Here is a 14588-nt window from a genome sequence, read left to right as displayed (position 1 = left end):
CATTCCGGGGCGCGCCTCTTGGCGCGAGCCCGGAATCCATTGATCCGAGTCAATGGTGGCGCGATGGATTCCGGGTTCGCGCGATGCGCGCCCCGGAATGACAGTTTGCCCTATAGCTTCACCGGCGCCGGCGGCCCGTAGGCCTCGCCCTCCGCCGCCACCTTCTCCCGATCACCCGCCAGCACGCGCTGCACGGAGACGAAGAACACCGGCACCATCAGCAGCGCCAGGATCACCACCGCGATCATGCCGCCCATGACGATGCTGCCGAGCGCCTGCTGGCTGGCGCCGCCGGCGCCGTGGGCGATGGCCATCGGCAGCACGCCGCAGATGAAGGCAAGGCCGGTCATCAGGATCGGGCGGAAGCGCAGGCGGCAGGCCTCGATGGTCGCGTCCACCAGCGGCTTGCCTTCTTTGCGCAGATCCTTGGCGAACTCGATGATCAGGATCGCGTCCTTGGCCGCGAGCCCGATGATGGTGATCAGGCCGACGGTGAAATAGACGTCGTTGGGCAGGCCGCGCAGCATCGCCGCGATCACGGCGCCGACGATGCCGAGCGGCACGGTGAGCAGCACCGCGAGCGGAATGGTCCAGCTCTCGTAGAGCGCGGCGAGGCACAGGAACACCACGAACACCGAGAGCGCGAGCAGGAACGGCGCCTGCGAGCCCGACAGCTTCTCCTGGAGCGACTGGCCGGTCCATTCATAGCCGAAGCCGCGCGGCAGCTTGCCGGCAAGGCGCTCCATCTCGGCGATGGCGTCGCCCGAGGTAAAGCCGGGCTTGGCCTCACCGGAGATGCGCACCGCCGGGTAGTAGTTGAAGCCGGCGATCTGTGTCGGGCCGCGTGCCCACTCCACCGTGGTGAACGACGAGAACGGCACGAGCTGGCCGCGGCTGTTCTTGACGTTGTAGTTGAGGATGTCCTCGGTGCGCATGCGGTCGCGGGCGTCGGCCTGCACCACGACGCGCTGCATGCGACCGCGGTTCGGGAAGTCGTTGATGTAGTTCGAGCCGAGATTGGTCGAGATGGTGTTGTTGATGTCCTCGAAGGTGACGCCGAAGGCGCCGGCCTTCTCGCGATCGATCACGAGATTGACCACGCCCGCCTCGGGCAGGCCCTCGACATAGACTTTCTGCAGCACCGGGCTCGCATTGGCTTCCGCGATGAGCTGGTCGGCGGCGCGCATCAGGGCCGGATAGCCCTTCTGGCCGCGGTCCTGGAGACGGAACGAGAAGCCCGAGGAGTTGCCGAGATTGTCGATCGGCGGCGGCTGCAGCGCGGAGATCTTCGCATCGCGGATCGACGACGACAGATCGCGGTTGATGTCGGCAACGATCGCGGCGGCCGACTCCTTCGGCCCACGCTCCGACCAGTCCTTCAAGGTGATGAAGGCCTGCGCGGTGTTCATGCCCTGACCGGAGAAGCTGAAGCCGGTGAGGAAGGTGACGTTGTCGACGCCCGGCCGCTGCGCCAGATATTTTTCCACCTTCTCGATCACGGCTTCGGTGCGGGCGTAGGACGAATCCGACGGCGTCTGCACGTCGGTGGTGACGAAGCCCTGGTCGTCGACGGGCAGGAAGCCGCCTGGCAAGTTGACGAAGGCCCAGGACAGGCCGACGAGCAGCGCGACATAGACCAGCATCAGCCGGCCGGTGCGCTTCAGCGAGAAGCCGACGGTGCGGGAATAGCCTTCCTTGCCGCCTTCGAGCATGCGGTTGAACCAGCCGAACACGCCCTTCTTGGCGTGGCCGTGACCGGCCGCGACGGGCTTGAGCAGGGTCGCGCACAGCGCCGGCGTCAGCGACAGCGCGAGGAAGGCGGAGAAGCCGATCGCGGCCACCATGGTCACCGAGAACTGGCGGTAGATGATGCCGACCGAACCGGGGAAGAACGCCATCGGCACGAACACCGCCATCAGCACCAGCGTGATGCCGATGATGGCGCCCGATATCTGCGACATCGCCTTGCGCGTCGCCTCCTTCGGCGGCAGCCCCTCCTCGCTCATGATGCGCTCGACGTTCTCGACCACGACGATGGCATCGTCGACGAGGATGCCCACGGCAAGCACCATGCCGAACATCGAGAGCATGTTGATGGAGTAGCCGGCGAGCAGCAGCGTGGTGCAGGCGCCCAGGAGCGCCACCGGCACCACGATGGTCGGAATGATGGTGTAGCGGATGTTCTGCAGGAACAGGAACATCACCACGAACACCAGCACCACGGCTTCGACCAGCGTCGACAGCACCTTCTTGATCGAGGCCTCGACCACGGGCGTGATGTTGTAGGGGATCTCGTAGGAGATGTTGGCCGGGAAAAAGCGCGACAGCTCCTTCATCTTCTCTTCGACCGCGCTCGCGGTCGCCAGCGCATTGCCGGTCGGCGACATCAGCACGGACAGGCCCGCGGTCGGCTTGCCGTTCAGGCGCGTATTGAACTGGTAGCTGAGGCCGCCGACCTCGATGCGCGCGACGTCGCGCAGGCGCACGGTCGAACCGTCGGCATTGGCGCGCAGGATGATGGCGCCGAATTCATCGGGGGACGAGAGCTGGCCCTTGACCAGCACCAGCGCGGAGGTGCGCTGGGTCGACGTCGACGGCTCGGCGCCGATGCTGCCCGAGGCGACCTGCGCATTCTGCGCCGATATCGCCTTGTTGACGTCCTCGGCGGTCAGTCCATAGCCGACGAGCTTGGCCGGATCGACCCAGACGCGAAGCGAGCGCTCGGTCGAATACAGCGTGGCGCGGCCGACGCCGGGGATGCGGCGGATCTCGCCGAGCACGTTGCGGATCATGAAGTCGCCGAGGCCGACCTCGTCGAGGCTGCCGTCGGTCGAGTTCAGCGTGATGATCTGGAGCACCGCGCTCGAGGCTTCCTCGATCAGAATGCCCTGCTGGATCACCGCGCGCGGCAGCCGCGCCTCGACGCGCTTGATGCGGTTCTGCACCTCGACGGACGCCGCGCTGGTATCCGTGCCGGGCTGGAAATTGGCGATGATCTCGACCTGGCCGAGCGAGTCGCTGGTCGATTCGAAATTAAGGATGCCGGAGGCGCCGTTGAGCTCCTCCTCGATCAGGCGCGTGACGCTGTTGTAGAGGTTCTCCGGCGAGGCGCCGGGATAGCTGGTCGAGATCGAGATCGAGGGCGGCGCGATGATCGGGTATTGCGCGATCGGCAGCAGCGGCACCGAGATCGCGCCGATCAGACAGATGAACAGCGCCACGACCCAGGCGAAGATCGGCCTGTCGATGAAGAAACTCGCCATGGCACGTTACCGCGTCAGCTTCTGGGCGTGACGGTTGTCCGCGGTCGCGTCCGCCTCCGACCAGGATTGCGGCTTGACCTTGTCGCCGGCCGCGAACTTCTGGAAGCCTTCGACCACGACCTTGTCGCCGGCCTTGAGGCCGTCGGTGACGAACCAGATGCCGTCCTGCACCGAGCCGGTGCGGACCGGCTGCACCGCGATGCGGTTGTCGTCCTTGACGACGAACACCTCGCTGCCGCCGCCGCCATTGCGCTGGATCGCCTGCTGCGGCACCGCGATGGCGTCGCTATCGAGGCCCTGGTCGAGCCGGACGCGGACATACATGCCCGGCAACAGCTCGCGCTTCGGATTGCGGAACTCGCCGCGCAGCGTCACCTGGCCGGTATGGGCGTCGACCTTGGCTTCAGAGAACAGCAGCTTGCCGTCGAGCGAATAAAGGGTGTTGTCGTCGAGCACGAGGCGCACCTTGACGGCATCGGCCTCGATGCGATCGAGATCGCCGCTCTCGAAGGCGCGGCGGAGCTGGTTGAGCTCGTTCACCGACTGGGTGAAGTCGGCATAGATCGGATCGAGCTGCTGGATGGTGGCGAGGTTGGTCTCGTTCTGCACGGCGAGCGCGCCTTCGCTGACGAGCGCTGCACCAACCACGCCGTCGATCGGCGCGCGCACGGTGGCATAGTCGAGATTGAGCTTGGCACGCGCGAGGTCGGCCTTGCGGCCCTCGACCTCGGCATGGGCCTGGCGTTCGGCGGCAACCGCCTTCTCGTTCTCGGCTTCGGGCGCTGCACGCTGGCTGGTGAGCGTGGCGATACGGTGCGCCTGCTGCTTGGCCTGCATCAATCCGGCTTCGGCCTTGGCGACCGCCGCCTCGTTGGCCATCACCTCGACCTCGAACGGACGCGGATCGATGCGATAGAGCGCATCACCCGCCTTGACCTCGCTGCCCTGGCGGAACAGGCGCTCGACCACGATCCCGGAGACGCGCGGCCGCACATCGGAGACGCGCGTCGGCGCGATGCGGCCGGGCAATTCGCGCACCACGGCGCGGGCTTGCTGCTTGACGACGACGATGCTGACGTCAGGATCGGCAGGCTGGGCGGCGGACACGGCCGAGCTGGATTCCTCGCAGCCCGCGAGCAGCGGCGCAAAGGCCGCGAGCATCATTGCAACGCATGCCGATCGCGCACGAAGTCCTGACATGAAGTTAAGTGCCCCGAAGTTGTTGAAACTGGTCACGCTCCGCGCGGGCCCGTTCTGGGCAAATCACGCGCGGCTGATGTCGTCAAAATAGAATGCGCCTGCTGCGATGCAACGCGTGGCGCGGGCGGCCCAATGTCACATGACCTATCGTGCTGAGTTCAGGTCACTTTCCGGCTCTCACCGGATTGTGAGTCGAGTTCCATCGCCGCGCGCTGCGACAGAACATCGCAATCAAACGTTTCGAGCCGGGACGTGCGTTCACGAGGGCGCAAACGACATTCAGCTACTGACGGCCAAGCGGAAGTTTTGCGATCAATCATAGCATCACCGCTCGTGACCCGAAGCGGTCCTGCACGCGGATGGCGCGTCGTCGCATGCGCCATCCGCTCCCACAATAGATCTCTTGCGAAGAAACGAGCCTTAAGCTTTCAGGTCGGTGATCCGCATAATCGCGACCACATTCCCGTCGTTGTACGCCTGTTCTTTTGTTTCCTTGTTGCAGGTCCAGACAAAATTCTTCTTGCCCGTAAAGGTCTTTCCCTCCTGCTCAAGCCGAAGCTCCCCTTCGGTGACATGGCAGACCATGGCATTCATCATCGGGGGGCCCATGGTCTTCGACCCCGGCTGCATAATGATATCGCGCATTGAGACGGTCTTAAAACCTGGGATCAGGGATGGTGTTTCGCCTTCATATTCACGCACCACGACACCTGGCCAAGGCGTCGTATCCTTGTAGCTTGTGGCTTGAGCGGCCGCTGGCTTGACCATGGCAGCCGAAACTGCAGCCAACCCGATTCCCAGTGCGGACCTTCGATTGACCTTGCTCATTGCTTTCCTCCCGACATTACTCGAACGAGCCGCCGCAAACGCAGCGCGCAAAGTTCGTGGTGAACGGTGGTGCGAGACCGAAAAAAGAACGGTCTCTAAGAGGAGTGTGCCTGCCGATAGCACCCGTGCTCTCGTTTGCCCGGACGGTGATTTCGGCACGTCCCGCTTCAAGGGGCAGCGACATTCTACGTCACCTGACGCATCCGGGAAACAGGTGGCGTCGCACGAAGACACTGCGGCCCCCTAGGAATGTCTGGAATTGGCCCCAATTCGGACCTCGGATGAGGTCCGCCATCGCGCCGCTATGGGGGCACAGCGGACCTCATGCATGCGCTGGGCACGCGGGACTATGAGACCCCCTCATCCGCCGCCTTCATCCGGTAGTGACTGACGCCCCATTCCGTTCCGCCGGCGTAGCCGAACAGGCCCGATGTCGCGAGGAAAAACCAGCGCCAGCGCCGCATCCACAAGGCGGTCTCGTCGCCATGGACGTTGCGCAAGGAAGCCTCGATCGCGTCGCGATGGGCATCGAAATTGGCGAGCCAGTCGTTGGCGGTGCGCTGATAATGCGTGCCGCTCCAGCACCATTCCTTCTCGACCGTGAAGATGTCGTCGAATTGCCTGACGAGGTGATGGCTCGCCATCAGCCCGCCGGTGAAGACGTGCTGCGCAATCCAGTCCTCGCGATTGGCCCGGTCGAACAGATGGGAGCCGGAACGATGGGTAACGATGTGCATGAACAGGCGCCCCTCGGGCGCGAGCCATGACCGCAGGCGCGTCATCAGCTTGCGCCAGTTCATCACGTGCTCGAACATCTCGACCGAGACGATGCGGTCGAACTGGCCCTCGGGCGCGAACACGTTCATGTCGGCGGTGACCACGCGCAGGTTCAAAAGCCCGCGCAGCCGCGCCTGCTCCTCGACATAGGCCCGCTGGCCTTGCGAGTTCGACACCGCCGTCACCTTGGCATGCGGAAACTGCCGCGCCGTCCAGAGCGACAGCGAGCCCCACCCGCAGCCGAGCTCGAGGATGGTCTGCCCGTCGGCGAGACCGGCATGCGCGACGGTCTGGCGCAGCGCCTCCTCTTCCGCCTCCCGCAGGGTGGTCGCATCGGTCGTGTAGAAGCAGGACGAGTATTTGCGGTTGGGGCCGAGCGCCTGCGCGATGAAGGATGCGGGCGCCTCGTCGTGCCCGGCATTGGCGGCATCGACGTCCTCGGCGATCGGCCGCAGCATCATCCGCCCGGCGAAGGCGGCCTCGTCGTCCGCGCCGAGGGCGGAGATGCGGGTCGCCGTCCGCGAGCACAGACGCTGGATCGCGGCGCGGATCACGACATCAGGCAGCGGCACGCGTTCGGCAGTCCCGATGATCGCGGAAACGACGCTCATGCGGCCACTCCCCTGGTCATGTCTGGTTCGGGACGCGGAAGAAGCAACGGGCAGGTTCGGGCGTTGCCGCCCGGCCGGATGCAGGCGAACGCCATCAGGACCGCGAGCAACGGCGCGATGACGTCCAGTCCCCCGAGATCCGTCACCATGCAAAAAATCCGACCTAAGCCTGCGGATTGCCGAAGTTTTGCAAAATACGTCCTTATCAAAGCGCGGTTTCGGCTTTGGGTTCCGGAAGCTCTCCACGGAATCCGCGCATCCGGCGCTTTTTTTGGGCTGGCGCTGTGCCATAGTGCGCGCCGCAAGCAAGCTTTCGTAACGGATGACACCGGACATGCCGTCAGGCGCCTCGCCCCGCTCCCCCATGGACATCGAATACACCAAGCTATCCTCGCCCAGCGTCTTCCTGGTGCGGATGCTGGTCTTCCTGGTGCTCTGCGCACTGGTGGGCGTGGTGCTCTACAAGCAGATCATCCAGGCCTTCTTCGCCAATCCGGGCCTCAACGCCCTGATCGGGGCGGTGCTGTTCATCGGCATCGTGCTGGCCTTCCGCCAGGTCATCCGGCTCTACCCAGAGGTGTCCTGGGTCAATAATTTCCGCATCGCCGATCCCGGCCTTGCCCCGGCCCGGCACCCCAAGCTGCTGGCGCCGATGGCCATGATCCTGGGCGGCGAGCGCACCGGGCGGATGACGATCACCCAGACCACGATGCGGCACCTGCTCGATTCGATCGCGACCCGCCTCGACGAGGCCCGGGACATCTCCCGCTACATGACCGGCCTGCTCGTCTTCCTCGGCCTGCTCGGCACCTTCTGGGGCCTGATCGAGACCGTCGGCTCGGTCGGCAAGGTGATCGACGGGCTCAAGGTCGGCGGCGATTCCGGGGCGCTGTTCGACACGCTGAAGGAGGGCCTCGCCGCCCCGCTCGGCGGCATGGGCATCTCGTTCTCGAGCTCCCTGTTCGGCCTCGCCGGCTCGCTGATCCTCGGCTTCCTCGACCTGCAATCGAGCCAGGCCCAGAACCGCTTCTACACCGACCTCGAGGACTGGCTCGCCACCACCGTGCGCGAATATGGCCGCGGCGAAGTGACCGTGGCCGCCACCGGCGGGGGTGTTGCCAGCGGCGAGCTTCAGGCGGCCGTCGAGCGGCTGCGCTCCGTGCTGGAGGAAGGCAGCGCCAGCCGCGGCACCACGGCGGCGATGGCGAGCCTTGCCGAAGCCATCCAGGCGCTGGTCTCGCACATGCGCACCGAGCAGCAGATGATCCGCGAATGGGCCGACGGCCAGGGCGAGCAGAACCGCGAGATCCGGCGCCTGCTGGAGCGGCTCGCGCGCCAGCCCGAGAAGGGTTAGCGACATGGCTCTAGCGCGCGGCCGCCGCAGCGACGGCGCCTTCAACTACTGGCCCGGCTTCGTCGACGCGCTGTCGACGCTGGTGCTGTCGATCGTGTTCCTGCTGTCGGTGTTCCTGGTCGTGCAGTTCTTCCTGTCGCAGGAGGTGAGCGGCAAGGACAAGGCGCTGGAGCAGCTCAACGCCAAGATCGCCCAGCTCAACGAGCTGCTCTCGCTAGAGAAGCTCGGCAAGCTCACGCTCGACGACCAGGTCTCGCAATTGAAGGCCGGCCTCGCCTCGGCGGAGTCCGAGCGCGACCGCATCAAGGGCCTCTATGACGGCCTGGCTGCCGCCGGCAACGACGCGCAGGGCAAGTCCACCGAACTCGGCAAGGCGCTGGACTCGGAGAAGGCGGTCTCGGCGCGGGCGCTGGCGCAGATCGAGGTGCTGAACCAGCAGATCAGCGCGCTGCGGCGGCAGCTCGCCGCGCTGGAAGAGGCGCTCGACGCCAGCGAGAAGCGCGACAAGGAATCGCAGAACCGGATCGCCGATCTGGGCTCTCGCTTGAATGTCGCCCTGGCGCAGCGCGTGCAGGAATTGTCGCGCTACCGCTCGGAATTCTTCGGCCGGCTGCGCGCCATCCTCGGCAACCGCCCCGACATCCGCGTCGTCGGCGACCGCTTCGTATTCCAGTCCGAAGTGTTCTTCGACACGGGCCAGGCGACGCTCCTGCCAGAGGGGCGCGCCGAGCTCGACACGGTGGCGAACGCGCTGATCGAGCTCGACAAGAAGATCCCGGCCGAGATCGCCTGGGTGCTGCGCGTCGACGGTCATACCGACGTGCGCCCGGTGAGCGGTGCGAGCTTCAAGTCGAACTGGGACCTGTCCGCGGCGCGCGCGATCTCGGTGGTGCAGTACCTGATCTCGCTCGGCGTGCCGGCCCAGCGCCTCGTCGCCGCCGGCTTCGGTGAATTCCAGCCGCTCGACACCGCCAACACGGAGGACGCCTACAAGCGCAACCGCCGCATCGAGCTGAAGCTGACGGAGCGGTAGTGAGCGCCCTCCACCTCCGCCCCTATCGCGCCGAGGACGAAGCCGCCGCCATCGACCTCTGGCATCGCACCTGGCAGCAGGCCTACCCGCAGATCAACTTCGCGGCGCGGCTGGACTGGTGGCGCGAGCGCTGGCGCAAGGATCTGGTGCCGAAGGCCTCGATCGTGGTTGCGGAAGCGGACGGCGCGCTGACCGGCTTCGTCACCATCGACGGCGAGGGCTATCTCGACCAGCTCGTGGTCGATCCCGCATCCTGGGGCTCGGATGCCGCGCGGCTGCTGGTGGAGGAAGCCAAGCGCCTGTCACCTTCTGGTGTCACGCTGCTCGTCAACAAGGACAACACGCGCGCGATCCGCTTCTACGAGCGCAACGGCTTTGCGCATGCCGGCGACGACGTGAATCCGACCTCGGGACGGCCGGTGCTGAAGATGGTGTGGAGGCCGTAGGCGCGCGCCAATCTCTCCGGCGTCGTCCCGGCGAAGGCCGGGACCCATACCGCGTGATCTATCGATAGGCGCAGGTGACCGTACCGTGAGAGGACTCTTCACTACGAGTCTTCGACAAACTTCTTCTTGGGGTTATGGGTCCCGGCCTTCGCCGGGACGACACCGAATTTAGGGCAGCCGGCGGGTGTCTCGCTCGTCACGCCCCCTCGAACTGCAGCCTCGCGAGCCTCGCATAGAGCCCGTTCGCAGCCACCAGCTCGGCATGCGTGCCCTGCTCGACGATCTTGCCCTGGTCCATCACCAGGATGCGGTCGCAGGAGAGCACGGTGGCAAGCCTGTGGGCGATCACCAGCGTGGTGCGGTGCTTCATCAGCTCTTCGAGTGCGGTCTGAACCAGCGTCTCGCTTTCGGCGTCGAGCGCGGAGGTGGCTTCATCGAGCAGCAGCAGCGGCGCATCGCGCAGGATCGCGCGCGCGATCGCGATGCGCTGGCGCTGGCCGCCGGACAGCGTCACGCCGCGCTCGCCGAGCGGGGTGTCGAAGCCTTCGGGCAGGCGACGGACGAACTCGGCGGCATGCGCGAGCTCGGCGGCGCGCTCGACCTCGGCGTCGGTCGCATCGGGCCGGCCGAAGCGGATGTTCTCGCGGGCACTCGCGGCAAACACGTTCGATTCCTGCGGCACCAGCGCGATGCGGGAACGGAAATCACGGGGATCGGCGGACCTGACCGGCACGCCGTCGAGCGAGATCGCGCCGCTGCGCGGATCGTAGAAGCGCAGCAGCAGATGAAAGATCGTGCTCTTGCCGGCGCCGGAGGGACCGACGATCGCGACCTTCTCGCCGGGCCGCACGGTGAACGACACGGCGTCGAGCACCTTGACGTCGAGCCGTGCCGGATAGGCGAAGCTGACCTGGTCGAACCCGACCTCGCCGCGCGCCGGCACCGGCAGCGCGCGCGGTGAGGCGGGCGCCTTGATGTCGGGCTGCACATGCAGGATCTCGAACAGCCGCTCGGCAGCGCCTGAGGCCGCCGAGACTTCGCCCCAGACCTCGCTGAGCTGGCCGAGGCCGGCGGCCGCGAACGCGGCATAAAGCACGAACTGGCCGAGCCGGCCCGGCGAGATCGCGCCGGTGAGCACGTCATGCGAGCCGATCCAGAGGATCGCGACCACGCTTGCGAACACGATGAAGATGATGATGGCGGTGAGCACGGCGCGCGCCTGCGTCGAGGTGCGCGCGGCTTCATAGGCTTGCTCGACCTCGCCGCCGAAGCGCTTCGCAGCCAACCCTTCGCTGGTATAGGCCTGCACGGTGCGGATCGCGCCGACCAGCTCGCCCGCATAGGCGGAGGCCTCGGCGAGCGTGTCCTGCGCATTGCGCGACAGACGCCGCACCCAGCGCCCGAAGGCGACCAGCGGCAGCACGATCAGGGGAATGGCCAGCAGCACGAAGCCCGACAGCTTCGGGCTGGTGATGACCATCATCGCCACCGCGCCGAAGAACATCATCAGGTTGCGCAGCGCGATCGACACCGAGGCGCCGACGGCGGATTTGAGCTGGGTGGTGTCGGCGGTGAGCCGCGAGATCAATTCGCCGCTGCGCGCGGAATCGAAGAAGGCGGGCGACAGCGACAGCAAATGAGCGAAGACATCGCGCCTGAGGTCGGCGACGATGCGCTCGCCGATCGTCATCACGAGGTAGTAGCGCGCGGCGCTTGCCAGCGCGAGCACGGCGACGACCGCGATCATCACCGAGAAGTAGCTGTTGATCAGCTCGATGCCCTCAGGCGTCAGGCCGAAATCGATCATCCGGCGCACCGCGACCGGCACCAGCAGCGTGGTCAGCGCGGCGATCGTGAGCGCGACGAAGGCGAGCGCGGCCCGGCCGCGATAGCGGGCCACATAGGGCGCGAGCGCGAGCAGCGGCCGCAGCTTGGCGCGGCCCTTGGCGGGCTGCTCGATCAGCTCGGCTTCGATGGACGGGGCCTCAGGCGGCGCGGCATCGCGCTCGTCGCGGTACTGGTCGTCAAGCCGTTCCACAGCGCTCATGAGATCGGACCCAGGGAGACAGATGTGCTCCACATAGGCCGGTGCGGGGGGAGTGGCAAATCCGGGATGTCCCTTAGGGGACGGCCCGGTTCTCCTTTGCCCACAATGGCTTGTTTTGAAGGGTCCGCTGGGGTATAGAGCCGGCCAAATCCGTCATTCGATAGCCACTCAAGCAAGGCGCAGGTCGCCCTAGGAATTGCCATGAAAGCCGAAATTCATCCAGATTATCATACGATTAAGGTCGTGATGACCGACGGAACCGAGTACCTGACCCGCTCCACCTGGGGCAAGGAAGGCGACACGCTGAACCTCGACATCGACCCGAAGTCGCACCCGGCCTGGACCGGCGGCAACGCCCAGATCATGGATCGCGGCGGCCGCGTCTCGCGCTTCCAGAAGAAGTTCTCGGGCTTCCTCAAGAAGGATTGATCCGGCCGTTTCGGCCGCGACGAAAAACGCCCCCGGGAGACCGGGGGCGTTTTTGTTTCTTCCGGCTGTCATTCCGGGGCGCGACGAAGTCGCGAGCTATGATGCGCAATTGCGCATCTGAGAATCCATAACCACGGTCGGGAGTATGGATTCCGGGCCCGCGCCAAGAGGCGCGTCCCGGAATGACGACCGAGATTGTCGATAGAGCTTACCGCTCGAACGCGGCCTTCAGCGCGTTGAGGTGCGGCACCAGCGGGTTGCCGATCGCGATGTGCTCGGCCGGCGGGGTGTGGATGGTGGTGTCGAGGCGGCGCACGCGGGTCTGCAGGCTCATCGAGCGATGGATCAAATCCTGCAGCTGCGAGGGCAGCTTCTCGATGGTGTCGGCGGGACCGGGATCGGCCGCGCTGAGCTTGACCTTGGTCTTCTCGCGGTTGGCCTGGACCAGCGTCATCTCGCCTTCCTTCACCGCGCGGTGCAGCAGCAGCCAGGAGGCGAGCTGCATCAGGCGGGTGGTGAGGCGCATGCTCTCGGTCGCATAGGTGAGGCTGACGGCGCGATCGAGTGCCTTGGCCTCGGTGCGGCCGGCGCCGTCGAGATAGGCGGCGGTCTCTTCGACGAGGTCCATGCCCTCGCGGAACAGCGTGCCGAACGCAGCCGAATTGGTGAACCGCTCGCTGAGTTGAACGAGAGCGCCGTCGGCTTGCAAACGTTCCATGGTTAACGCCCCTTACGCAACTGTTTACCTGTCCGGCTTTGCGCCGGCTTTATGATGAACAAATCATTGCGCGGGCGGGACGCGGAGTCCAGCGACAAGCTCGGATATGGTTTCCGCGGGTCTTTCCTTGGAATTCAACCGCAACGAGACGCAAAAAAGAGCCGCCGGAAGACCGGCGGCTTTGAAAGTTGATAACAGGGAGGCGTCAAACAGAGTGGACAGGAGCCACTCGGTGTCCAAACGAGGACAGTTCCAGTCATAAAGCCGAAAGCTTAATCGACGGTAAACGAGCGAATTTTTTGAGGGTTCGTTAGCCATGTCGGTCAGTGGCCGAGTGCACTGCGGAACAAACTCCCCCTCGTCATTCCGGGGCGCGACGAAGTCGCGAGCTATGATGCGCAATTGCGCATCTGAGAATCCATGACCACGAGCGGATGAGGCGACCCGGCTCTGTCAGCCTGCCCCCTGCAAAAGCCTGTGGTTATGGGCTCGGCGCTATCGCGCCGCCCCGGAATGACGACGAGGAGAGTTCGGGCGCCACGTCCTGGACACGAGAGTGGAGCGACAGCCGCTACGACTTGAAAATGCTGTTCGCCGCGTCGCGCGAGGCGCGCTTCTTGGCGGCGGCTTCCTCCAGCCTTGCGATCTCGGTCTTGAGCAGGGCGACGCGCTCGGTCAGTTCCTCCACGGACAACAGTGAGAGATCCTGTCCGATTTCATGCGTGATCTTCTTGCGCGGGCGGTCGTCGTCTTCCGTCGCCATGATCGTTCCTCCTGCGTTCGCACCGGGCACACGGCTGAGGCGGTTGCCAGTTCGGACCGCGCTGGCTAAGCAATGGCCTCGTTTCCTCCCGCACCTTTGCTCAAGGACACATCATGGACAAGCTGCCCGCGCAAATGACCGTGGTCGCCATCTCCAAGCCCGGCGGACCGGAGGTGCTGGTGCCGGAACAACGGGCCCTGCCGCAGCCCGGTCCCGACGAGATCCTGGTCAAGGTGCAGGCCGCCGGCGTCAACCGGCCCGACGTGGCGCAGCGCTCCGGCGCCTATCCGCCGCCGCCCGGCGCCAGCGACCTGCCGGGCCTTGAGATCGCGGGTGAAGTCGTCGCCGTCGGCGGCAATGCCAAGCGGCACAAGATCGGCGACAAGGTGATGTCGCTGGTCGCCGGCGGGGGCTATGCGCAGTACTGCATCGCCCAGGACGCCCAGGCGATGAGCGTGCCGCCGGCGCTGTCGATCAAGGAAGCCGGCGCGCTGCCGGAAACCCTGATGACGGTCTGGCACAATGTGTTCGAGCGCGGCGGCCTCAAGGCCGGCGAGACGCTGCTGATCCATGGCGGCTCCTCCGGCATCGGCACCATGGCGATCCAGCTTGCGAAGGCGTTCGGCGCGAAGGTGTTCGTCACCGTCGGCTCGCAGGACAAGATCGATGCCTGCCTCAAGCTCGGGGCCGACCGCGCCATCAACTACAAGACCGAAGACTTCGTCGCCGTGGTGAAGACGGAGACCGGCAATGCCGGCGTCAACCTGATCCTCGACATGGTCGCCGGCGAGTATGTGGACCGCAACTACGACGCTGCCGCGGTTGACGGCCGCATCGTCCAGATCGCGACCCTCAACGGCCCCAAGGTCAGCGTCAACATCGCCAAGGTCATGGTCAAGCGCCTGACGCATACCGGCTCGACGCTGCGCCCCCGTAGTAATGCGGACAAGGCGGCGATGGTGGCCGCGATCGAGGCAAAAGTGATGCCGCTTCTGCGCGAAGGCCGGGTCAAACCGGTGATGGACAGCGCTTTCCCGCTGGAAAAGGCGGCCGATGCCCACCGGCGCATGGAGACGAGCGCACATATTGGCAAAATTGTGTTGGAGGCCTAGGCCTCTG

Annotated in this window: 13 protein-coding genes; 5 read left to right on the top strand and 8 right to left on the bottom strand. The window is 65.6% G+C overall.

Features of this window, described 5'->3' with window-relative positions; all coding sequences use genetic code 11:
* Positions 1-110: 110 nt before the first annotated feature.
* The 5 genes from BJA_RS07745 to BJA_RS07725 form a co-directional block, all read right to left on the bottom strand.
* Complete coding sequence (locus BJA_RS07745) at positions 111-3263, bottom strand: multidrug efflux RND transporter permease subunit (RefSeq protein ID WP_011084332.1); 3153 nt, start codon at positions 3261-3263, stop codon at positions 111-113.
* A gap of 6 nt (positions 3264-3269) precedes the next feature.
* Positions 3270-4463, bottom strand: a complete 1194-nt coding sequence (locus tag BJA_RS07740; RefSeq protein ID WP_011084331.1) for an efflux RND transporter periplasmic adaptor subunit — start codon at positions 4461-4463, stop codon at positions 3270-3272.
* Between the two features lie 420 nt (positions 4464-4883).
* A complete protein-coding gene (locus tag BJA_RS07735) occupies positions 4884-5291 on the bottom strand; it encodes a hypothetical protein (RefSeq protein ID WP_038965389.1) in 408 nt (135 codons plus the stop codon).
* A gap of 347 nt (positions 5292-5638) precedes the next feature.
* Positions 5639-6679: an SAM-dependent methyltransferase gene (locus BJA_RS07730; protein WP_038965388.1), complete on the bottom strand. Its 1041-nt coding sequence runs from the start codon at positions 6677-6679 to the stop codon at positions 5639-5641.
* Positions 6676-6828: a hypothetical protein gene (locus BJA_RS07725; protein ID WP_162494056.1), complete on the bottom strand. Its 153-nt coding sequence runs from the start codon at positions 6826-6828 to the stop codon at positions 6676-6678. The genes BJA_RS07730 and BJA_RS07725 overlap by 4 nt, the downstream gene beginning before the upstream one ends.
* Positions 6829-7013: 185 nt before the next feature.
* On the opposite strand from BJA_RS07725, the gene BJA_RS07720 reads away from it, so the two are divergent.
* The 3 genes from BJA_RS07720 to BJA_RS07710 are packed head-to-tail and all read left to right on the top strand — an operon-like array spanning position 7014 to position 9512.
* Positions 7014-8033, top strand: coding sequence for a hypothetical protein (locus BJA_RS07720; RefSeq protein ID WP_038965387.1), 1020 nt, complete (start codon positions 7014-7016; stop codon positions 8031-8033).
* A 4-nt stretch (positions 8034-8037) separates the two neighbouring features.
* The gene (locus BJA_RS07715) at positions 8038-9066 is read left to right on the top strand and encodes a peptidoglycan -binding protein (protein ID WP_011084326.1); all 1029 of its coding nucleotides are present in this window, start codon (positions 8038-8040) and stop codon (positions 9064-9066) included.
* Positions 9066-9512, top strand: coding sequence for a GNAT family N-acetyltransferase (locus tag BJA_RS07710; RefSeq protein ID WP_011084325.1), 447 nt, complete (start codon positions 9066-9068; stop codon positions 9510-9512). The genes BJA_RS07715 and BJA_RS07710 overlap by 1 nt, the downstream gene beginning before the upstream one ends.
* Before the next feature lie 196 nt (positions 9513-9708).
* Here the strand turns inward: BJA_RS07710 and BJA_RS07705 are convergent, their stop codons facing one another.
* Positions 9709-11559, bottom strand: a complete 1851-nt coding sequence (locus BJA_RS07705; protein WP_028173455.1) for an ABC transporter ATP-binding protein/permease — start codon at positions 11557-11559, stop codon at positions 9709-9711.
* Positions 11560-11760: 201 nt separating this feature from the next.
* Here BJA_RS07705 and rpmE point away from each other — a divergent pair, with 201 nt between their 5' ends.
* Positions 11761-11988 (top strand): 50S ribosomal protein L31, encoded by a 228-nt coding sequence (rpmE, locus tag BJA_RS07700; RefSeq protein WP_011084323.1) that lies wholly within the window; start codon positions 11761-11763, stop codon positions 11986-11988.
* Between the two features lie 208 nt (positions 11989-12196).
* On the opposite strand, the gene BJA_RS07695 is transcribed toward rpmE, so the two are convergent.
* Positions 12197-12706 carry a DUF1465 family protein gene (locus tag BJA_RS07695; RefSeq protein WP_011084322.1) on the bottom strand — a complete coding sequence of 170 codons (510 nt, stop codon included), beginning with the start codon at positions 12704-12706 and terminating at the stop codon, positions 12197-12199.
* Between the two features lie 571 nt (positions 12707-13277).
* Entirely contained in the window at positions 13278-13469 is a 192-nt protein-coding gene (locus tag BJA_RS07690) for a DUF1192 domain-containing protein (protein ID WP_011084320.1), read from the bottom strand.
* Positions 13470-13582: 113 nt separating this feature from the next.
* Here BJA_RS07690 and BJA_RS07685 point away from each other — a divergent pair, with 113 nt between their 5' ends.
* The gene (locus tag BJA_RS07685) at positions 13583-14581 is read left to right on the top strand and encodes an NAD(P)H-quinone oxidoreductase (protein ID WP_011084319.1); all 999 of its coding nucleotides are present in this window, start codon (positions 13583-13585) and stop codon (positions 14579-14581) included.
* The last annotated feature ends 7 nt before the right edge of the window (positions 14582-14588 follow it).

Source organism: Bradyrhizobium diazoefficiens USDA 110, assembly GCF_000011365.1.
GTDB lineage: Bacteria > Pseudomonadota > Alphaproteobacteria > Rhizobiales > Xanthobacteraceae > Bradyrhizobium > Bradyrhizobium diazoefficiens.
The sequence above is the reverse complement of the archived record's forward strand: the minus strand, read 5'-3'. Positions and strand labels throughout refer to the sequence as shown.

Excerpts from the sequence above, each read along its gene's own strand:
- BJA_RS07745 (WP_011084332.1), bottom strand. The coding sequence starts at position 3,263 with ATGGCGAGTTTCTTCATCGACAGGCCGATCTTCGCCTGGGTCGTGGCG.
- BJA_RS07740 (WP_011084331.1), bottom strand. The coding sequence starts at position 4,463 with ATGTCAGGACTTCGTGCGCGATCGGCATGCGTTGCAATGATGCTCGCG.
- BJA_RS07735 (WP_038965389.1), bottom strand. The coding sequence starts at position 5,291 with ATGAGCAAGGTCAATCGAAGGTCCGCACTGGGAATCGGGTTGGCTGCA.
- BJA_RS07730 (WP_038965388.1), bottom strand. The coding sequence starts at position 6,679 with ATGAGCGTCGTTTCCGCGATCATCGGGACTGCCGAACGCGTGCCGCTG.
- BJA_RS07725 (WP_162494056.1), bottom strand. The coding sequence starts at position 6,828 with ATGGTGACGGATCTCGGGGGACTGGACGTCATCGCGCCGTTGCTCGCG.
- BJA_RS07720 (WP_038965387.1), top strand. The coding sequence starts at position 7,014 with ATGCCGTCAGGCGCCTCGCCCCGCTCCCCCATGGACATCGAATACACC.
- BJA_RS07715 (WP_011084326.1), top strand. The coding sequence starts at position 8,038 with ATGGCTCTAGCGCGCGGCCGCCGCAGCGACGGCGCCTTCAACTACTGG.
- BJA_RS07705 (WP_028173455.1), bottom strand. The coding sequence starts at position 11,559 with ATGAGCGCTGTGGAACGGCTTGACGACCAGTACCGCGACGAGCGCGAT.
- rpmE (WP_011084323.1), top strand. The coding sequence starts at position 11,761 with ATGAAAGCCGAAATTCATCCAGATTATCATACGATTAAGGTCGTGATG.
- BJA_RS07695 (WP_011084322.1), bottom strand. The coding sequence starts at position 12,706 with ATGGAACGTTTGCAAGCCGACGGCGCTCTCGTTCAACTCAGCGAGCGG.
- BJA_RS07690 (WP_011084320.1), bottom strand. The coding sequence starts at position 13,469 with ATGGCGACGGAAGACGACGACCGCCCGCGCAAGAAGATCACGCATGAA.
- BJA_RS07685 (WP_011084319.1), top strand. The coding sequence starts at position 13,583 with ATGGACAAGCTGCCCGCGCAAATGACCGTGGTCGCCATCTCCAAGCCC.